The sequence below is a fragment of the Arthrobacter sp. K41 genome, assembly GCF_059089645.1.
In genome coordinates this window covers 131,415-150,874 of sequence record NZ_JBNHEW010000001.1, presented here as the reverse complement: position 1 = coordinate 150,874, position 19,460 = coordinate 131,415, and the positions used below count along the sequence as shown (strand labels likewise).

The 19,460-nt window shown below is 65.5% G+C and carries 18 protein-coding genes; 4 read left to right on the top strand and 14 right to left on the bottom strand.

Features of this window, described 5'->3' with window-relative positions:
• Positions 1 to 4 precede the first annotated feature (4 nt).
• The 6 genes from AC5RTE_RS00650 to AC5RTE_RS00625 form a co-directional block, all read right to left on the bottom strand.
• Positions 5 to 565 (bottom strand): hypothetical protein, encoded by a 561-nt coding sequence (locus AC5RTE_RS00650; protein ID WP_494039495.1) that lies wholly within the window; start codon positions 563 to 565, stop codon positions 5 to 7.
• Complete coding sequence (locus AC5RTE_RS00645; protein WP_494039494.1) at positions 562 to 1,179, bottom strand: DUF402 domain-containing protein; 618 nt, start codon at positions 1,177 to 1,179, stop codon at positions 562 to 564. The genes AC5RTE_RS00650 and AC5RTE_RS00645 overlap by 4 nt, the downstream gene beginning before the upstream one ends.
• Positions 1,176 to 3,149 (bottom strand): 1-deoxy-D-xylulose-5-phosphate synthase, encoded by a 1,974-nt coding sequence (gene dxs, locus AC5RTE_RS00640; protein WP_494039493.1) that lies wholly within the window; start codon positions 3,147 to 3,149, stop codon positions 1,176 to 1,178. Before dxs ends, AC5RTE_RS00645 begins: the two co-directional genes overlap by 4 nt.
• Positions 3,150 to 3,291: 142 nt before the next feature.
• Positions 3,292 to 6,117, bottom strand: a complete 2,826-nt coding sequence (locus AC5RTE_RS00635; RefSeq protein WP_494039492.1) for an aconitate hydratase — start codon at positions 6,115 to 6,117, stop codon at positions 3,292 to 3,294.
• A gap of 165 nt (positions 6,118 to 6,282) precedes the next feature.
• Positions 6,283 to 7,689 (bottom strand): class I SAM-dependent RNA methyltransferase, encoded by a 1,407-nt coding sequence (locus AC5RTE_RS00630; protein WP_494039491.1) that lies wholly within the window; start codon positions 7,687 to 7,689, stop codon positions 6,283 to 6,285.
• A complete protein-coding gene (locus tag AC5RTE_RS00625; RefSeq protein WP_494039490.1) occupies positions 7,686 to 9,662 on the bottom strand; it encodes an APC family permease in 1,977 nt (658 codons plus the stop codon). Before AC5RTE_RS00625 ends, AC5RTE_RS00630 begins: the two co-directional genes overlap by 4 nt.
• A 118-nt stretch (positions 9,663 to 9,780) precedes the next feature.
• Between AC5RTE_RS00625 and AC5RTE_RS00620 the strand changes: the two genes are divergently transcribed.
• Entirely contained in the window at positions 9,781 to 10,455 is a 675-nt protein-coding gene (locus AC5RTE_RS00620; protein WP_494039489.1) for a potassium channel family protein, read from the top strand.
• Entirely contained in the window at positions 10,452 to 11,192 is a 741-nt protein-coding gene (locus AC5RTE_RS00615; protein WP_494039488.1) for a potassium channel family protein, read from the top strand. The genes AC5RTE_RS00620 and AC5RTE_RS00615 overlap by 4 nt, the downstream gene beginning before the upstream one ends.
• Before the next feature lie 9 nt (positions 11,193 to 11,201).
• On the opposite strand, the gene AC5RTE_RS00610 is transcribed toward AC5RTE_RS00615, so the two are convergent.
• The 4 genes from AC5RTE_RS00610 to dut all read right to left on the bottom strand — a co-directional run bounded on the left by AC5RTE_RS00610 (position 11,202) and on the right by dut (position 13,772).
• Positions 11,202 to 12,059 (bottom strand): DUF3159 domain-containing protein, encoded by an 858-nt coding sequence (locus AC5RTE_RS00610; protein ID WP_494039487.1) that lies wholly within the window; start codon positions 12,057 to 12,059, stop codon positions 11,202 to 11,204.
• Positions 12,056 to 12,418 (bottom strand): single stranded DNA-binding domain-containing protein, encoded by a 363-nt coding sequence (locus tag AC5RTE_RS00605; RefSeq protein WP_494039486.1) that lies wholly within the window; start codon positions 12,416 to 12,418, stop codon positions 12,056 to 12,058. Before AC5RTE_RS00605 ends, AC5RTE_RS00610 begins: the two co-directional genes overlap by 4 nt.
• Complete coding sequence (locus tag AC5RTE_RS00600) at positions 12,411 to 13,124, bottom strand: DUF3710 domain-containing protein (protein ID WP_494039485.1); 714 nt, start codon at positions 13,122 to 13,124, stop codon at positions 12,411 to 12,413. Before AC5RTE_RS00600 ends, AC5RTE_RS00605 begins: the two co-directional genes overlap by 8 nt.
• Positions 13,125 to 13,238: 114 nt before the next feature.
• Positions 13,239 to 13,772 (bottom strand): dUTP diphosphatase, encoded by a 534-nt coding sequence (dut, locus tag AC5RTE_RS00595; RefSeq protein WP_494039484.1) that lies wholly within the window; start codon positions 13,770 to 13,772, stop codon positions 13,239 to 13,241.
• Between the two features lie 156 nt (positions 13,773 to 13,928).
• Here dut and AC5RTE_RS00590 point away from each other — a divergent pair, with 156 nt between their 5' ends.
• Entirely contained in the window at positions 13,929 to 14,417 is a 489-nt protein-coding gene (locus tag AC5RTE_RS00590; RefSeq protein ID WP_494039483.1) for a DUF3093 domain-containing protein, read from the top strand.
• 109 nt (positions 14,418 to 14,526) lie between these two features.
• Here AC5RTE_RS00590 and AC5RTE_RS00585 read toward each other — a convergent pair whose 3' ends face one another.
• Positions 14,527 to 14,826 (bottom strand): DUF4193 domain-containing protein, encoded by a 300-nt coding sequence (locus tag AC5RTE_RS00585; protein ID WP_494039482.1) that lies wholly within the window; start codon positions 14,824 to 14,826, stop codon positions 14,527 to 14,529.
• Between the two features lie 228 nt (positions 14,827 to 15,054).
• On the opposite strand from AC5RTE_RS00585, the gene sepH reads away from it, so the two are divergent.
• Complete coding sequence (gene sepH, locus AC5RTE_RS00580; protein ID WP_494039481.1) at positions 15,055 to 16,479, top strand: septation protein SepH; 1,425 nt, start codon at positions 15,055 to 15,057, stop codon at positions 16,477 to 16,479.
• Positions 16,480 to 16,754: 275 nt separating this feature from the next.
• On the opposite strand, the gene AC5RTE_RS00575 is transcribed toward sepH, so the two are convergent.
• From AC5RTE_RS00575 to AC5RTE_RS00565, 3 genes are read right to left on the bottom strand one after another with little or no spacing between them, the layout of a single operon-like run.
• Positions 16,755 to 17,486 carry a thymidine kinase gene (locus AC5RTE_RS00575; protein ID WP_494039480.1) on the bottom strand — a complete coding sequence of 244 codons (732 nt, stop codon included), beginning with the start codon at positions 17,484 to 17,486 and terminating at the stop codon, positions 16,755 to 16,757.
• On the bottom strand, positions 17,479 to 18,708 hold the full coding sequence (locus tag AC5RTE_RS00570) for an alkaline phosphatase family protein (protein WP_494039479.1): 1,230 nt from the start codon (positions 18,706 to 18,708) through the stop codon (positions 17,479 to 17,481). The genes AC5RTE_RS00575 and AC5RTE_RS00570 overlap by 8 nt, the downstream gene beginning before the upstream one ends.
• Positions 18,708 to 19,451 carry a DUF5998 family protein gene (locus tag AC5RTE_RS00565; protein WP_494039478.1) on the bottom strand — a complete coding sequence of 248 codons (744 nt, stop codon included), beginning with the start codon at positions 19,449 to 19,451 and terminating at the stop codon, positions 18,708 to 18,710. The genes AC5RTE_RS00570 and AC5RTE_RS00565 overlap by 1 nt, the downstream gene beginning before the upstream one ends.
• Positions 19,452 to 19,460: the final 9 nt, after the last annotated feature.

Genomic DNA, 19,460 nt, shown 5'->3' with positions numbered 1-19,460 from the left:
GCTCCTAAAGGCTGAAGGTGCTGGCGGGCTTGGCGGAGTGCTTGAGCTTGAAGTTCTGCGGATCGCTGTAGGGTGCCGCACCGATGCTGAGCTTGGTGAAGTCCAGGTCTTCGCCGCGGCTGCACACCTTGATGGCGCTGACTGCCTTGTTCACGTCGGGGCAGAGGCAGAAGATGTTGAGTTTGTAGTCCGTGAATTCGGAGCGTTCCACAGTTCCGAGTCCGCGCCAGGCAAGATGGCTGATGAGGGCGTCGGTCGCCTTTTCTTCCAGGTAGCGGTCCCTGTCGGTACCTTCCCTGGTTTTGAGCGCAAACTGGGCCACTACCCAGAACTGTTCCTCGTCCGGGATTTCGGCGTAGCCGTCCCCGGCGCACTGCACGGCAAAGGCGTCCAACAGCCCTTCGGCTGCAGCCGCATCCGGGACATCGGTTTCCTCTGTCTTGCTCTGGTGCCCCACAACTCCGTAGTTCATCAGGAACTGGTTGTAGTCCTCATCGAACCAGGCTTCCCGGAAATGGAGGGTGCCCTCTTCGTCCCGTTTGTAGACCCTGACAATTCCGCTCATGAACGTCCCTTTGTAAACCATTCGACGTCCGTGCCGTCGAAGGGTGCCTGCTGTGCCATAACGGCCTGGTAAAGCTCGTCCGCACAGGCCTCGAGAGTTTCCACCAAGGCTGCCGGGTAGTCCATGGCGACGCGGTGTTCGGCAAACTCGTCCTCGTCGTCAATGAACACGCCGCGCCCTGCTGTCCGCACCACGTCAAGGTCCATGTCGATGACATGGAACTCCGTCACGGCCGGCCGGATGGGGTGCCATTCGTGCGCTACGGCCAGGTCTATATAGATCCTCACACCACCGGGGTGCGCGTCGTCGTAGAAGGTGGCAACCCAGTCGCCCTCGCGCGGCACAAGGAGTACGGCGTCGGACTTGGTGTAGAAGGCAGCACCGGGCCGGGAGCAGAATTCATTGGTTCCCTGGAAAATCCACCAGCCATGCCGGTCCTCGCCCAGGTAGCGCCCAGGGACAACCCAATGAGCTTTGCCGTTCCACTTCCGGTTCCGTGCGACGACCAGGTGGCCGGGTTCCAGGTGCTGCGGTTCGCGGCTCGTCCCGGGCTGGTCTTCAGCTTCCGGCTCCCCCAGGACGCCCGGATACTTCAGTAGGTCCTCGCCCCTCACAGGATCGGAAGACTGCCGGTGGTGGGGTGCTGCTGGCCGGGCAGGGGACGCGCAAAGGGGACCTTTGTCCCGAGGACCTGGGCTACGACGTCGTGCGTTATCTGCTGCGCCGTAAGGCCCACGCGTTCCAGGACCTGCTTGCGGGTGCCGTGGTCGAGGAATTCGACCGGCAGGCCCACCTCGTTCAGGGCTGTGTCCACGCCTGCTGCGCGCATTTCCTGGCGGATGCGGGAGCCTACACCGCCGGCGCGGACGCCGTCCTCGATGCAGATCACCAGGCGGTGGTGGGATGCCAGGGCGATGATGGAGCGTGGAACGGGGAGCACCCAGCGCGGGTCCACCACGGTGGTGCTGATGCCTTGCGCGCCGAGGCGGTTAGCCACATCGAGGGCGAGCTCGGACATGGCACCCACTGAGATGATCAGGACATCGTTTTCGGTGGAACCGCTGGGCCTGCGGGACAGGACGTCCACGCCGTCGCTGAGCCGTTCGAGTGCTTCCACTTCGGCGCCTACGGATCCCTTGGAGAACCGGACCACGGTGGGCGCGTCGCCGATGGCTACGGCCTCCCGGAGTTCCTCGCGCAGCCTGCTGGCATCCCGGGGCGCAGCCAAGTGGAGGCCCGGGACGATCTGGACCATGGACATGTCCCACATGCCGTGGTGGCTGGCGCCGTCCGGCCCTGTCACACCCGCACGGTCCAGGACGATCGTCACGCCGGCCTTGTGCAGGGCGACGTCCATCAGGAGTTGGTCGAAGGCCCGGTTCAGGAAGGTGGCGTAGACGGCAACCACGGGGTGCAGGCCGCCGAACGCCATGCCCGCCGCGGAGGTCAGGGCGTGCTGTTCGGCAATTCCGACGTCGATGACCCGCTCCGGGTGCCGGGCCGCGAACTTGTGCAGGCCTACCGGAATGAGCATGGCGCCGGTGAGGCCGACGACGTCCTTCCGCTCATCGGCAATGGCAGCAATCTCGTCAGCGAAAACGGAGGTCCACGACTGGGCCCCGGCGGTGCCGGTGGGTTCCCCGGTTTCGGGGTCAATGATGCCCACAGCGTGGAACTGGTCCGCTTCGTGCGCCCGTGCCGGTGCGTAGCCATGGCCCTTTTCGGTCATGGCATGGACGATCACCGGGCCCGCGTAGTGCTTGGCGGTGGACAAGGCGTTCTCCATTGCCTGGAGGTTATGGCCGTCCACCGGGCCGATGTACTTCATGCCCAGGTCTTCGAACATGCCCTGCGGCGCCCACCAGTCCTTAATGCCCTTCTTCATGGCATGCAGGCTCTTGTAGGTGAACTGGCCCGCCGGCCCGCCGTCCTGCAGCTTCTTCTTCCACCAGTCCAGCGCCACCTCATAGGCAGGAGCTGTGCGGAAGGAATCGATAGTGGGGCGCAGGGAAGCGAGGTAATCGGCAAAGCCGCCCACGGTGGGGGCATAGGACCGGCCGTTGTCATTGACCACAATGACCACCCGGCGCCGCTTGTCGGCGGCGATGTTGTTGATGGCTTCCCAGGCCATGCCTCCGGTGAGCGCGCCGTCGCCCACCACGGCGACGACGTGCCGGTCGCCTTCCCCGGTGAGCTGCCGGGCGCGCGAGATGCCGTCAGCCCAGGACAGCGACGAGGAAGCGTGCGAGCTTTCGACGATGTCGTGTTCGGATTCGGCGCGGGACGGATAGCCGGAGAGGCCGCCCTCCTGGCGCAGCGTGCTGAAGTCCTGGCGGCCCGTCAGCAGTTTGTGCACATACGACTGGTGGCCGGTATCAAAGACAATGCTGTCGCGGGGAGAGTCGAAGATGCGGTGCACGGCCAGTGTCAGTTCCACCACGCCGAGGTTGGGTCCGAGATGCCCGCCCGTTTGCGAGACGTTCGTGATCAGGAAATCCCTGACCTCCGAAGCCAGCTGCTCCAGCTGTTCTTCGGACAACTCGTTCAGGTCCTGCGGATTCCGGATGGTGTCCAAGATTCCCAATGACCCCTCCTTCAGGTGGTAGACGTGCCGTTTAACTCTAACGCCTTGGTCAGCAGGACCAGACTTAGCCGCAAAGCCGAAGCCCCGGCTGGTCGGTGACCGGCCGGGGCTTCAGCAGGTGGTGCCTGCTTGGCAGTTACCGCTAGTTGGCGGAGATCTGGCGCAGTACGTACTGCAGGATGCCGCCGTTGCGGTAGTAGTCCGCTTCACCCGGAGTATCGATGCGCAGCACGGCGTCGAACGACGTCGAGCTGCCGTCCCCGGCTGTCGCGGTGACCTTGAGGGTCCTCGGCGTGGTGCCCTCGTTCAGGGCGGTGACGCCCTCCACGGAGAACGTTTCCGTGCCGGACAGGCCCAGGGTTGCAGCCGATTCACCGGCCGGGAACTGAAGGGGCAGGACGCCCATGCCGATGAGGTTGGAGCGGTGGATGCGCTCGTAGCTCTCGGCAATGACTGCCTTGACACCCAGCAGGGCAGTACCCTTGGCAGCCCAGTCGCGGGAGGAACCTGAACCGTATTCTTTACCGGCCAGGACAACCAGCGGAGTGCCGGCGGCCTGGTAGTTCTGCGCAGCGTCGTAAACGTAGGCCTGCGGGCCGCCTTCCTGGGTGAAGTCGCGGGTGAAGCCACCTTCGACGCCGTCCAGGATCTGGTTCTTGATCCGGATGTTCGCGAAGGTTCCGCGGATCATGACCTCGTGGTTGCCGCGGCGCGAGCCGTAGGAGTTGAAGTCCTTGCGCTCCACGCCGTTGGCCAGCAGGTACTGGCCCGCAGGGGTGTCGGACTTGAAGGAACCGGCCGGTGAGATGTGGTCGGTGGTGACCGAATCACCCAGCTTCAGGAGCACACGGGCGCCCGTGATGTCCTTGACCGGCTCGGGCTTGGCCTTCATGCCCTCGAAGTACGGGGGCTTCCGGACGTACGTGGAGTTCGGATCCCAGGCGAACGTGTCACCGGCGGGGGTATCAAGCGCCTTCCAGCGGTCGTCACCCTCAAAGACGCCTTCGTAGCCCTTGGCGAACATTTCCTTGTCGATCGAGGAATCGATGACCTGCTGGACCTCAACCGGGTTCGGCCAAATGTCCTTCAGGAAGACGTCGTTGCCGGCCTGGTCCTGGCCCAGTGCGTCGGTTTCGAAATCGAAGTCCATGGAACCGGCCAGGGCGTAGGCAATGACCAGCGGCGGGGAGGCCAGGTAGTTCATCTTGACGTCCGGGTTGATGCGGCCTTCGAAGTTGCGGTTGCCGGAGAGGACGGCCGCAACGGCGAGGTCGTTTGACTGGATGGCTTCCGAAACTTCGGTTTCCAGCGGGCCGGAGTTACCGATGCAGGTGGCGCAGCCGTAGCCCACGATGTAGAAGCCGAGCTTCTCCAGGTAGGGGGTCAGGCCGGACTTCTCGTAGTAATCGGTGACCACCTTGGAGCCGGGGGCAACCGACGTCTTCACCCAGGGCTTGGACGTAAGGCCCTTGTCCACGGCGTTGCGGGCCAGGACTGCGGCGGCCAGCATGACCGACGGGTTGGACGTGTTGGTGCAGGACGTGATGGATGCGATGGTGACTGCACCGTGGTCCAGTTCGAACTCGCGGCCGTCCTCCATCTTGACCGGGACGGGGTTGCTGATGCGTCCCGCTCCCCCGTGGCCCGCCGAGTATTTCGGGGGCTCGCGGTCGGTGTCGGAGATGTGGGTGGCTCCGGCGGTGAAGGAGGGCGAGTCGGAGGCCGGGAAGGTTTCTTCCAGCGATTCGTCCAGGGTACCGGCGTTGGCGTCGTGCGAGACGTAGTTCTTCAGGTCGTGCCGGAACTCGTCCTTAGCCTCGGTCAGCTCGATCCGGTCCTGCGGGCGCTTGGGGCCGGCGATGGACGGAACAACGGTGGACAGGTCCAGTTCCAGGTACTCGGAGAACTTGATCTCGCGGGAAGGATCGTGCCACAGGCCCTGTTCCTTCGCGTATGCCTCAACGAGGGCGACGTTCTGCTCCGAGCGGCCGGTGAGGCGCAGGTAATCCAGGGTGACGTCGTCGATCGGGAACATGGCAGCCGTGGAACCGAATTCCGGGCTCATGTTGCCGATGGTGGCGCGGTTGGCGAGCGGCACAGCGGCCACGCCTTCCCCGTAGAACTCCACGAACTTGCCCACAACACCGTGCTTGCGGAGCTGTTCAGTGATGGTGAGAACAACGTCCGTCGCGGTGGCACCGGCCGGAATGGAACCGGTCAGCTTGAAGCCCACAACGCGCGGGATCAGCATGGACACGGGCTGGCCCAGCATGGCAGCCTCGGCTTCGATGCCGCCGACGCCCCAGCCGAGGACGCCCAGGCCGTTGACCATGGTGGTGTGCGAGTCAGTGCCGACGCAGGTGTCGGGGTAGGCGCGCAGGGCGCCGTCAACTTCGCGGGTCATCACGGTGCGGGCCAGGTACTCGATGTTGACCTGGTGCACGATGCCGGTTCCGGGAGGAACCACCTTGAAGTCGTCAAAGGCGGTCTGGCCCCAGCGCAGGAACTGGTAACGCTCCCCGTTGCGCTGGTATTCGATCTCCATGTTGCGCTCCAGTGCGCCGGAGTTGCCGAAGGCGTCGATCTGGACCGAGTGGTCGATGACCATTTCGGCAGGTGCCAGGGGGTTCACCCGCTTGGGGTCACCGCCCAGTTCCTTGACTGCTTCACGCATCGTCGCCAGGTCAACCACGCAGGGAACGCCGGTGAAGTCCTGCATGATCACGCGTGCAGGCGTGAACTGGATTTCTGTATCGGGCTGGGCGTTGGGATCCCAGCCTGCCAAGGCGCGGACGTGATCGGCAGTGATGTTCGCGCCGTCCTCGGTCCTCAACAGGTTTTCAAGCAATACCTTGAGGCTGAACGGAAGGTTTTCTGCACCTTCAACGGAGTTCAACCGGAAAATTTCATAATCGGTTCCGGCTACATTAAGTTTGCCTTTTGAACCGAAGCTGTCCACAGTGCTCATCGCAGGACTCCTCTCGCAACAGTTTCATCTTTGTCGCGCGGTTGACCGCCTGCTAGTTAGGGAGCCCTAATTAGTGCAGGGCCCGAAAATTGCACACGGCCGGCCGTGATTACGGAGCGCGACGTGGGACTACTACCGCCATAGTAGTCGATACCAGTTGCGGCATCAGGGACCCGGGGCCAGCAGCGCCACCGTCTCCAGGTGGTGGGTGTGGGGGTAGAGGTCGAAGGCCCGAAGGCCGGCCAGCTCCCAGCCCGCCTGGCGGAAGTACCCCACGTCGCGGGCGAACGACGCCGGATCGCAGGACACGTAGGCAATGGCGCGCGGGCGGGCTGCAACAAGCTGGCCCACCACTGCCTTTCCGGCGCCGGCCCGGGGCGGATCGAGGATCAAGGCGTCGAAGTCCCGCGGTTTCTGGCGCAGGACCCGCTCGACGCGGCCCTGGACGATCTCCACCTGGGGCGCTGCGTGCAGGTTCTTGCGCGCGTCCCGGCTGGTCCCCGGGGCGCCTTCCACCGACAGGACCGACCCCGTAGCGCCCACGGCGTCGGCAAGGACGGCAGTGAAAAGGCCGGCTCCGGCGTACAGGTCCGCCACTACAGCGCCGGGGTGAAGGAAGCCGCCGCCCTGCAGGAATTCTGTGACTGCCCCCACAAGCGTCCCGGGCGCGTCGCGGTGTATCTGCCAGAACCCGGCGCCGGTGACGCGGTACTCGTGCCCGGCGGCGGATTCCTGCACCCACAGCCTGCCGCGCAACTGCTGGACGTCCTCGGTAATGGGATCGAAGGCTGCAACGGAGACGTCAGCGGGAAGGGCTGCTGCAATGGCGGCAAGACGTTTGGGCTTGGTTCCGGCGGCAGGAGCGAGCAGCACCAGGGGGCGGGAGCCATTGGCCGGAGCAGCCACCTCAACACGGTCAACACCCTGCAGGTCCATGTCCCACAGGCGCAGGTTATTGATGGCGTCAATGGCCAGCGGCATCTCCTGGATGGGGACGATCTCTGCCGAGCGGTGGGCATGCATTCCGAGCTTGCCGCCGGGGGTGACGGAGAAACTTGCGCGCGTGCGCCAGCGGAGGCCGTCCCCGCCGTCGTGCGTTGCCCCGTCCCCTGCCCCGGGCGCGGATGTGCCGCCCACCGCTTCTACGGTGCCGGTCCAGCCGTCCGGGAGCTGCCCGACGCCGGCCAGCCGGTTGAGCTGTTCCGAGAGGACCTCTGCCTTGAGGCTGCGCTGGCGGGCAAGGGTGATGTGGCCGAACTCCGCGCCGCCGACCGGCGGGTGCCCGCGGCGCCAGGCGCGGAGCGAATCCGCAGGGTGCCAGAAATGGTCCACCCGGTCCGGCGAGGCTTCAAGGATCTCGACTACGTCGGCGCGCCAGAACTTGGCTTTTTCACCGGCGTCCGTCAGCCGCGCCCGCACTTTCTCGCCCGGGATGGCGTGCCGCACAAAAATGACGCGTCCTTCGTGCCTTGCGACGCAGTGCCCGCCGTGGGCGACAGGCCCGACGTCGAGCACTACTTCCCTGCCGGTTTCTCCGGTCAGTTCCGCCTGGGTTTGGGTCTTTGTTGTCACTGAATGTCCTGCAAATTCTTTGCTTCTTCGGATGATTTGAGCTGCCAGGGAACGCTGGCCACCATGACGCCGGGCTCGAAGTGGAGCCGTGTCTTAATGCGCAGGGCGGTCTGGTTGTGGACCAGCTGCTCCCACCACTTACCCACGACGTATTCGGGGATGTAGACGACGATCAGGTCCCGCGGCGAGTCACGCCGCATCTGCTTGACGTACTCCATGATGGGGGTGACGGTCTCACGGTAGGGGCTGGCCAGCACGGTCAGCGGCACGGGAATCTCGAGCTTTTCCCAGTCGGCCACTGTCCCGGCGGTTTCTTCGGGGTCGATGTCCACCGTCACTGCGTCCAGCCTTGATGGCCGGGAAGCCCTGGCGTAGGCGAGGGCCCGGAGGACGGGTTTGCGCACATGGGACACCAGCAGCACGGCGTGCACCCGGGTGGGCAGGGCGCGCGGGGAGGAGTCTTCGTCCACTGCCAGCTCCCTGGCCACGTTGTCGTAGTGCGCCCTGATGCTCCACATGATCAGGAAGAGGACGAACATGGCGAGCAGGGCGATCCAGGCCCCCTGCTCGAACTTGGTGATCAGGACAATGACCAGGACCAGGGCGGTCATGCCGAAACCGACGCTGTTGATGGCCCGGGACCTGGCCATCCGGCGTCGGACGCCTTTGTCCTTGGCCAGCTTCAGCTGCCGGCCCCAGTGCCGGATCATCCCGAGCTGGCTGGCAGTGAAGGAGATGAAGACGCCCACGATGTACAGCTGGATGAGCCTGGTGACATCGGCGTTGAAGGCGAGGATGAGCACCAGGGCCCCGGCAGCGAGGGCAAGGACGCCGTTGCTGAAGGCCAGCCGGTCACCTCTGGTGCGCAGCTGGCGCGGAAGGTACCCGTCCTGGGCGAGGATGGATCCCAGCACCGGAAAGCCGTTGAAGGCCGTGTTCGCGGCAAACACCAGGATGACGCCGGTGGCGGCCACCACGATGTAGAAGGGGATGGATCCTGGACCGAAAATGGTCTGCGCAATCTGGCTGATGGCGGGAGTTTGGATGTAGCCCTCCGGAAGAGGGTTGCCGTTCAGCAGGAACTCCGTGGCGGGATCGAGGACTATGTGCACCTTGGTGGCGTTGGCCAGGTAGATGATCCCCGCGAGCATGGACGCCCCGATCACGCCCAGGAGCAGCAGGGTGGTTGCCGCGTTCTTGCTTTTCGGCGGCTTGAAGTTGGGGACTCCGTTGCTGATGGCTTCCACGCCGGTGAGTGCGGCGGCACCGGAGGAGAAGGCGCGCAGGAGAAGGAAGGCGCCGGCGAGTCCCACCAGCCCTTCGTCAAAGCCGGGCGCGGGCACGATGGTGAAGGCCGCGGAGGGCGCTTCCCCCAGCTGGCCGGTGGCCGCCTGGAAAATGCCCACCGCCGTCATGCCCAGGATTGAGGCCATAAAGATGTAGGTGGGCACGGCAAAAACGCTGCCGGCCTCTTTGACTCCGCGGAGGTTCACCAGCGCAAGGACCACCACGCCGATGGTGGCGATCCCGGCCTGCTGGCCGTGCAGTGCCGGAATGGCAGTGGTGACGTAGGAGGCAGCCGAGGACATGGACACGGCAACAGTCAGGACATAGTCCACCAGCAAAGCCGATGCCACGGTGAGGCCGGCGTACTTTCCCAGGTTCTCCCCCGCTATTTCGTAGTCCCCGCCGCCTGAAGGATAGGCGTGCACGTTCTGCCGGTAGGAAGCGACAACCGTCAGCAGGACCACCATGACGGCCAGGCCCACCCATGGTGAGAACGCCACCGCGCTGACGCCGGCCAGCGCCAGGGTGAGCAGGATCTCGTCGGGGGCATAGGCAACGGATGAGAGGGCATCGGAAGCATAAACCGGAAGTGCGATCCGCTTGGGAAGCAGCGTATGCGCCATCCGGTCGTTTCGGAACGGCCTGCCTACGAGCACGCGCTTGGCAGCGTTCAGTATTGTCAGCACTCCACAAAGCTAGTCTGATTCCCGGGCTGTGTCATGACGGCCCGTGGACAGCTGCCTTCCGGCGCTGACGGTAGAGTTCTAGCGGCAGGACCGTGGGAAACACACAGAGGAGATACTGGTGGCGCATTTCGTGATCATGGGATGTGGCCGGGTGGGGGCGACGCTTGCGCATACGCTCGAAGACGCCGGGCACTCTGTGGCCATCATCGACCAGGACGACCGCGCTTTCCGCAGGCTTCGCCAGGGATTCACCGGACGCAAGGTCACCGGCGTCGGGTTTGACCGCGACACCCTGAAGCAGGCAGGGGTTGCCGACGCATATGCCTTCGCCGCGGTGTCCAGCGGCGACAACTCCAACATCCTGGCCACCAGGGTGGCCAGGGAAACGTTCCATGTGCCCCACGTGGTTGCCCGGATCTACGACCCCGGCCGTGCCGAAATTTACCAGCGCCTTGGAATCCCCACGGTGGCGGCGGTGCGCTGGAGCGCCGACCAGGTACTGCGCCGCATCCTTCCCGAACAGCACCTGGCCGGGGACTTCCGGGAGCCTTCCGGGCGGCTCGTGCTCGCCGAGCTGGATCTCGACGCCGGTTGGGTGGGCCATCGGATCAGCAGCATCGAAAAGGCGGCCAATGTCCGCGTTGCGTACCTCACCCGGTTTGGTGAAGGACTTTTGCCCGACGCCGGAACCGCCTACCAGGACGGCGACACCGTCCACGCCATGCTGCAGGTGGACCGCAGCGCCCAGGTGGCCCAGATCCTGGCCAAAGCCCCCGTCAAGGAGTTCCAGTGAAGGTCGTGATCGTGGGTGCCGGCAGCGTCGGTTCGTCCATCGCCAGGGAATTGCTGGCGCACAAGCATGAAATCCTGCTGATCGACCTCAAGCCGGAGGTTATCGGACGGAGCGGACTCCGCGGGGCCCACTGGCTTGTGGGGGACGCGTGCGAGCTCAGTACGCTGCAGGGCGCCAAGGTGGAGGACGCGGACGTGGTGGTCTCCGCCACCGGTGACGACAAAGTCAACCTCGTGGTGTCGTTGCTGGCCAAAACCGAGTTTGGCGTTGGACGCACGGTGGGCCGGGTCAACAATCCCAAGAACGACTGGATGTTCAACGATTCCTGGGGCGTGGACGTTGCCGTCAATACGCCGCAGCTGATGACAGCGCTGGTGGAGGAGGCGGTGGAGATCGGCGACCTCGTGCGTCTGCTCACCCTTCAGACCGGGGTGTCCTCGCTGGTGGAGTTCACTGTTCCCCATGATTCACATGTGATTGGCCTAACCGTAGGGGAAATCCGCTGGCCGGAAGATTCCACCCTGGTGGCCATCCTGCGGGATCACGCGCCGATCACACCGAGCCGGGACGATGTCATCGACGGCGGCGACGAGCTCTTTTTCGTCACCACCATCGCCGCCGAGGACGAGCTGCGTGCCCTGCTCTCCCCCGAATCGGCGGAGCCGCAGCCGCGCCCGGGCGAAGATGCGGGGCACCTGGAGCAGCAAGGCCCGGACGACGACGGGTTCGACGGTTAAGCCGCGCGCTCAACCTTTCGCGGGGCCGTCCGCTGCCTCGTCCTCAATGGGAGCGGGCTTGGTGACGAGCCAGGCGATCCAGACGCCAAGGATATACAGCGGCGTACCCATGATGAGCCGGGTGGTCGCCAGCGCGGCGAGTCCGTCCGTCCCCATCAGGTACAGGGGTACCTGCACCACAAGCCGAAGCACCAATACGGCGACGATGATCCAGGTGCCGATCCGGTAGGCCTTGACCCTGGCAGGGTCCTTGCGCCAGTCCAGGCCCTCATTGCGGATGAACCCAAAGAGCAGCCCGGCCACGGGCCACTTGACCGCAATGGAGATCACCATGGCTACGATGTAGGCGGCGTTGGTGAAGAACCCGGGAAGGTAGAAGTCTTCGGCTTTTCCGGTGGTGTTGGCCACCCAGGCGGATATGCCGACACCCACCACGCCTGCGAGTGCCTGCGTCAGGGGACGCCGCTGCACGAGCCGCACCACGGTAAACATGGCCGCGGCAGCCAACGCGGCCACAAGGGACACCGTAAGGTCCCGCGTGATGGTGTAGGCCACGAGGAACAACAGTCCCGGAACGATGCTTTCGGCGATGCCCTGGAACCCGCCGGCGCTGCGCAGCACATCCACCCGGCCGTCATGGGTCCGGTGCAGCCCGGCTTTTGCTGCGTAGCCGGCAGCGAAGCCCGCTGCCGGGGACGGTGCCTGGCCTGTGGCGTCATCGCCGGCAGCGCCTGGCAGTTTGACTTCACCGGCGCCGTTAAGGTCCGCGCCGTTTTCCAGGCTGCCCCGGCCGTTCGACGAAGCACCGTCCGGGCCTGAGGCATTGTTCGGGCCGGTACCGGAAGGGCGGGGCGTGGACGCAGTCATTCGTTCTCCTGGCGGGACAATATCTCGTAGCGTGGGTTGAACATGGTGGGCATGCCCTCTACACGGGACACCATTCCTTTGAGCCGGACTTCGGCGCCGGCCTCGATGCCTGGGACGCGGTGCCGTCCGAGCCACACCACACGGAGCCGCCCTCGGGGTCCGGCTGCGGTTCCGGCTCCTGATTCCCGGGGGTCGGCGTCCGAGACTATGGCGCTGAAGGCTGCAGTCCTGTCGGCCGGTACGTAGGTCACCGATTCGATGCGGCCGCGGCAGACCAGCCGGCCCTTGAGCGGCAGCCGGCTGAGGGGAACATCGCCGCTTTCGTCCAGCGGAGCTCCCCCGGCTGCGGCATCAGCCAATCTGTGTGATTTCAGGACCACGTTCAGGTTCCTGAAGTGCAGGTGCAGCCGGTGGCGGCGTGGGGGTGGCGTCCTTCGGCAGCCGGAGCTGCAGCAGGTCGCGCGGCGGCATGGGGCTGTCTCCGCGGATCACAACTACCTGGCGGAACAGGGCTTCAAGGGGTTCAGCGGCCGGGCGCTCCAGTGCAGCGGCTCCACCGAGAACGCCCCGGAGGAACCACCGGGGACCGTCCACTCCTATAAAGCGCGCCGCCCGGTAGCCCTGGCTGCCATCCGGCAGCCCTGCCGGCAGCTTTGCCACGAGTTCAGTGCCGAAAGCGCCTTCGACTTCCTCAACCTGGCCGCCCTGGGCTCCCACGGACTGGCCGATCTGCTCGCGGATCTCGTCCCAGAGCCCCTCGCTCTTGGGGGCTGCGAAGGCCTGGAGCTGCAGGCTGGAGCCGTTGAGGTCCATGGTGACGGCAACGACCCGCTGGGTGGCCTCCTCCACCTCGAGCCGGAGCTGCAGTCCCTCGCTGGGTGTGATCAGGAGCGCACCCAGATCGACATAGCCATCACGGCTGCCGATTTCGGACTCGTCGAACGGGCCGTTCGAGCGAGGTCCAGGAACGGGCGCTGCCTCTTCCGCGGTCTCCGCGTCAGCGGACAGTTCCTCCGGTTCGGCTGCTTGTTCCTTCTTGGCTTTCCTGCCGAGCCCAAAGACCATTGGGTATCTCCTTAATTGGTTGCCGGTCCGGCCCTTGGGGCCCCGCCGTCGTGCTCTGTTGCCGTCCGGCATGCCTGCGCCGGTACGGAAGAAGGGTTGAGGAAGAGCTAAAGTTCAGGCGCCCGGGGCGTTGAAGCCGCCGGTAGAGCCGAAACCTCCTGTGCCACGTACAGATCCGCTCAATTCGTTGACGGGGATGAACTGCGCGTACTCCACGCGCTGGATGACCATCTGGGCAATTCTATCGCCGCGGCGCAGTTCAATACTCTCCCTGGCGTCGGTGTTCAGGAGGGTGACGGCGATCTCGCCGCGATAGCCCGCATCGACAGTTCCGGGCGCGTTCACAATGGTCAGGCCGTGCTTTGTGGCCAGGCCCGAGCGGGGATGGATCAATGCGACGAAACCTTCAGGAAGGGCAATGGCCACCCCTGTGGGAACCATCTTCCGCTCTCCCGGCTCCAGCACAACGTCCACGCGCGCACGAAGGTCGGCCCCGGCGTCGCCCGGGTGGGCGTAGGACGGGGCTTCAAGGTCCTGGTCCAGCATCTTCAGCTGAACCTGCAAGGTGGGAGCGCCCGGGGCCGCGGCGGGGCCGGCTGCGGCAGCTTCAACGGGAAAGGCATCTACTGTGGCGGGATGATCAGTCACAGTCACTCACTCTAACCCGCGTGTGGCAATCGCTCCTAGGGACGGCCTCCTGCCGGCGGCTGCACCTGGCGGGGAGGTGACGGTGGCGGGAACAGTCCCGCGCAGGAAGAAACAGCCCAAGATGAATTAGCAGGGCAAAGATGGAAAGCTTGGCTCATGCCCGAATCAAGCTCTCCCGCGCCCGTCCCCCAGAGACCGTCCACCGGGGGCGCGGTGATTTACCGGGAGAAGCTTTGGCCCAACATGTGGATCTGGATCATTGCTGCCGGCGTGGCAGGAGCCGGGATCCTGGTCTTCGCGCCCATCAGCACAGCAGCGGGTTTCACGGCCGCAGGAGTGCTTTTTGCCATCATGGCGGTACTCCTGGTTTTGTCCACTCCGGCGATCACGGTTACCGAGGATTCCTTGACAGTTGGCCGGGCCAGCATCGAGCGCCGGTTCGTGGGCGAGGTCGAGGCGTTCCGGGGCGAGGAGGCAACTGCAGAACGCGGCACCCGCTTGAACGCGCTGGCCTACCTCTGCTTCCGCGGCTGGATCGACCCTGTGGTCAAGATCGGAATTACCGATCCGTCCGACCAGACGCCGTACTGGCTGACCTCCACGCGGCGCCCGGAGGAACTCACCGCCGCCCTGTCACGCAGGTAACCTGCCTGGCCGGGCAGGATCCCGCCGTCGTGACGCCTGCACCCCGCCTTGCCTGCTGAACTGCCCTGCCAGGCTGGCTCAGCGCAAATGCCCCCGCGCCGGACCGTGTTCAGCCTTCACACTCCCTGCAGTAGAAGCGCCCGTCCTTCTCGCGTGCAATCTGGGAGCGGTGCCGGACAAGGAAGCAGGAAGAACAAGTGAACTCGTCCTGCTGCGCCGGAATCACCTGCACCGTGAGCTCTTCGCCGGAAAGGTCGGCACCCGGCAGCTCATAGCCTGCGGCAAGATCGCTTTCGTCCTCGTCCACCACCGCAACCGGTTTTTCTGACCGCCGGGTCTTCAGCTCTTCGATGGAATCCTCCCCGAGCTCTTCCTCGGACTTGCGCGGCGCATCATAATCGGTGGCCATTGTCGCTGTAACCCTCTTCCTTTGGCCCAAACCTGCGGACATCACCCTCCATAACGCCGAACGTCCCCGCTTTGTGCCCGGCCGCGGCATGCCCGCACGGGGGCCCTTCAGCCGCCCAGTACCCGGCGTTGGGCCGGAATATCGCGGCGCGCCCTGTCCCTTGAGCCAAAACAGGTTCAGCGGGTGGCAGAGTACCGACTGATAGTAATGCCAGGGTGGAGGATTTGTATGCAGGATCTACGGCTTGTAGGCGTGCACGACGACGGAGCGCATCTCCTGTTGAGCGGTGCCGGCGGCGAGATGTTCCAGCTGCCGATCGACGAAGCGCTGAGGACCGCGAGCAGGTCAGCCGCAAGGCCGCCCGCTGAGCGGCCTGCCATTCCCATGTCTCCGAGGGACATCCAGGCCCGAATCCGGGCGGGAGCGACCGCTGCGGAGGTGGCAGACCTGTCCGGCCTGCCGCTGGCCAAGGTGGAACGGTATGAAGGACCCGTTCTGGCAGAACGCGAGTATGTTGCCCAGCAGGCGCGCAAGGTGGAAGTAGCTTCACCTTCGCCCGGTCACGACATCTACAGGTCGGCCTTCGGCGACAACCCAGCCACGCTGGCGGACATGGTGGCCCACCGGCTTTCAGCCCACGGCATTGACCCCTCTACCGTCGAGTGGGATTCCTGGCGGCGCCAGGACGGAACGTGGACGGTTCAGGCGAGTTTCGAAACCAACACGGGCGGGAAGGCCGGCATCGGTGAGGAACCTCCGGCACTGTGGACTTTCAGCCCGGCCAGGAGGTCACTGCAGAACGCAAACAGGTGGGCGCAGCAGCTCAGCGAGCTCGAGCCCCTGGACGGGCCCGTACCGGCGCGCCGGCTCTCGGCGGTATCCGACCGTCCATTCGACTTCGAGGCTGACGCAGACTCGGCCCGCCCTTCGCCCGGTTCCGGGCCCGACGCCGGACAGACGGACGGCAAGGAGTCAGACGGACTCCTTGACATGCTCCGGTCGCGCCGCGGCCAGCGTCTGGGCGTCGACGAAAATTCCGACGACGCCTTGGCCCTGTTGCTGACCCACGGCGTTCCCGCAGCACACCCGCGGCCGTCGGAAGTGACCCCTGACGCAGAAGAGCACAACGACCAGCCTCAGAAAGACACACCGGAGGCGCCCGCTGCACACGGTCCGGCTGGACAAGGTGCGGCTGCACAGGACCCGGCGGCCCAGGGCAGCTCCTTCATCCGCCGGCGTGACGCCCGCCCTTCCATGCTTTCGCGCCTGAGCCTCATTCCGCCGCACCGGGACGCCCCGGATGACACTCTGAAGCTGCACGACGGCGTGAGCACCGACACCCGCGAAATCACCATTGTTGCCTCCCCCCAACGCTCCTCCGGCAGCACCTCCGAGGCTGGCCATGGGGACGCCAGCGGCACCAGTTCGGATGGTTTCACCAACAGCGGCACCAACAGCGGGTCCGCCAGTGGCGGAGGCCTGAACGAGTTGTTGGGCGGGAACCTCGGGCGCTTAGCCTCACGCAGTGAAGACGCCTCCCCCACTACCGGCCAGTTGCCGGAGACCGGCGCTCCCGAGCGCCAGCCGGGCAGGCCCAAGCGGTCCAGCGTTCCCTCGTGGGACGAGATAGTCTTCGGTACGCGGGGCGACTAACTGATAGCCCGCACGGCGTCCAAGCAGCGCAGCAGGCAACGCTCCTGTGTTGGGTTTCCGTCACAAAGCGGCTCTAACAAGCGGGTTCTTACTGCTCAGGTAGTCCCCTCGGTCCAGTACTGTATTCCGGCGAGGTGCTCCAACTCCAGCCCAATAGCCGGTCCATGAGGTTCGGCACCGGTGCCGGAGTCATTTGTGCGGGCGCGTCAGAGCGACGAAGGAGCAGCAAGCGGCAGAGGGCTGCGAACCCGGAGCATCAGGCCAGGCGCCGAAATTCAGGCCTCCGTAACTCCGGTTCCGCCTGAGCCGCGCCACAGGCACGCATCAATTTCAAAGGGCAGCAGCGGGTCCTGCTGGCCCATCAATGCGGCCCCGTGCGCGGTAACGCGTCGCATGTAGTGCCGGCGGCAGAGCGTCTCGTACCCCACCACGGGGACGTGATCCGCGGGAATCAAAACGGCGGTGGAGTCTCCCGCCATGTCCACATCGCCCACCACTACCTGCGCACCTTCGGTGACCATCACGCCGTCGACCGTTCTCGCGTTGTGGGTGGCACGGCGGCCGCACCAGCAGAGCGCCTCCACCTGGAGGACCTGCACCCGGTCGGCAAGTTCAACGAGCCGCTGGGATCCGGGAAACAGCCGGGTACGGAAGTCGGCGGTGATGCCGAACGCGAAGACGTCCACGTCAATCTCGTCCACGACTTTTGCCAGCTGTTCCACCTGCTCAGGGGTGTAGAACTGTGCTTCGTCACAAATCAGGTAGTCCACCCGCTGCCCCTGTGTGCGCCGGCGCATGACTTCCTCCCAGAAGTCAGTGCCGTCCAGCACCTCCACCGCGTCTGTTTCCAGGCCAAGCCTGCTGGAGATGCGCGATTCCCCTGCCCGGTCGTTGCGGCTGAAGCGCACTCCGCCGCGTCCCCGTGCCCGGTGGTTGTGGTCCATCTGCAGGGCGAGGGTGGACTTTCCACAGTCCATGGTGCCGGAGAAGAATACGAGTTCAGCCACGCCGGGGGCTCCTGCCGCCGGCGCTGAAGCAGAGCAGGGGAACCTCCCGCTCGGCCTTGGTGAGTGAGCCGTGCTGGCCCACCACCTCCATAGCGGTTGGGCGGACGCGCCGCGTGTCGTAAAGGGCGACGGCGTCCCGCGCCGCGATCATCACGTCGCCGATCCTGCCCTCGACGGCGGGACGGACCGCGCCGAAGAGGCCCGCTGCCAGTGCGTCTTCCCGCGTGAAGGCCCACACCTGATCACCAAAGCGTCCCCGCCATGCTGCGAGCAGCCGTTCCCGGACGTCTTCCCCTGCCCCGTTCTCAAGGTAGAGGTGGACCATCCGGGGTTCCCCGGCCGTATGCCGCACCCCTTCCACCAGCGCGGGGTCGGCGGAGAAATCGATGCGTCGCTGTTCGGGCACGTCCAGCATTCCGTGGTCGGCGGTGAGAAGGATGGTGGTGCCGGCCGGAAGGGAAGCGTTGAGCCGCTTCATGGTTGCGTCAAGCTCTTCGAGCTGGTGCTCCCATTGCTCGGACTGGCAGCCGTAGCGGTGCCCGGCCTTGTCCAGCTCGTTGAGGTAAAAGTACATAAGCGACGGACCGGCGCCGGACATCGCTTCGGCCGCGGCCTCCGTCCGGGCATGCGCTGTTGTGGCGGAGAGAAAGTTGCCGCCCCGCAGTGCAGCCCGTGTCATGGGGGAACCGCCGAACTGGGGCAGGCTCACCGTGGTGACGTTCACGTGTTCCGCCGCGCGTTCCAGCACGGTGGGAAATGGCTGCCATACCGCGGGATCAACGCCGGCGTCCCAGTTCCCGAGCAGGTTGACTACCTTGTCCTGCTCCGGGTCGAGCACGTCATAGCCCACCATGCCGTGCTGGCCGGGCGCCAGGCCGGTGCCGAAACTGGACAGGGCAGCTGCGGTGGTGGAAGGAAACGCGGAATCCAGCCAGACAGGGACCTCACCCTGCCCTGCCTGGATAACGGAGCGCAGGAAGGGTGTGTGGGCCGATTTTTGCTTCAGGAGGTTCCGGCCGAGCCCGTCCGCCAGCACCACGCAGACACGTGATGCCGCCGGCAGGCCAAGGGTGTTCGCGAACCCCTCCACGCCCAGGCTCGCCGCGGCGCTGGTGAGCACCTCCGCGACCGAGCGCTGCCCGTAGGCGGGAGCGGACGGCAGGACAACCTGGCTGCGGGGCCGGGCGGAAACAGCATGGTTCGGGTGGCGGTCTTCCGGCATCAGCGCGGCTGGTGCCCGCGGCTGAGGCGGTTCCCGAATACCCCGGCACGCGGCCGCGGCGGCAAAGATTGGACGTGTGCCTGCGGAGCCGGGGAACCGGTGTTGACGGCCCGGAGCGCGCGGGCAAAGAGCTTGGCGTCCTGGACTGCCTGCAGGCCGTCCGCCTCCGCGCTGATACGCAGGACGATGTCCTCCTGGGCGATGGTTCCGCTGTAGCCGTGGTCAGCTTCGCACTGCGGGTCACCGCAGCTCGCCGGACCCATGTCCAGCCGTTGCCCGCCCGACCAGGCGATGGAGAGCGTTAGTTCACGGACAGGATCCGATGGCTTGTAGTCCTGCGGCTGTGCGTACATGTAGCTGAGCACCACGGACCGGATCTGCGCCACAGGGACGGACTCAGTGGAAATCTGGGCCACGATCTGCTCGCCTGCCTCGTCCAGCTGCTGGTCGTCCACATGTGTAATGACCAGCATGTCTGCAGTAAGGACGAGCACCGTGATGTGGCGGCGGACCTCGGCGCGGTCGAAGTGGGTTTCCAGGTGCACCAGGTGGGCAACACAGTCGCGGCCGTCCAGGGCGTCGTCCACCACATCGGCCACGAGAAGGGGGTAAAAGCCTGCCTTCTGGAGCGCACCATCGAGGCTCTGGCCCTGCGCGCTGTGGTTGTGTGAGCTGTGGTGACGCAGTGCCGTGGTTTCATTGCCGGGCGTTTCTGGCGCCGAGGCGGGAGGCTGAGAGCTCATTCCCCCATT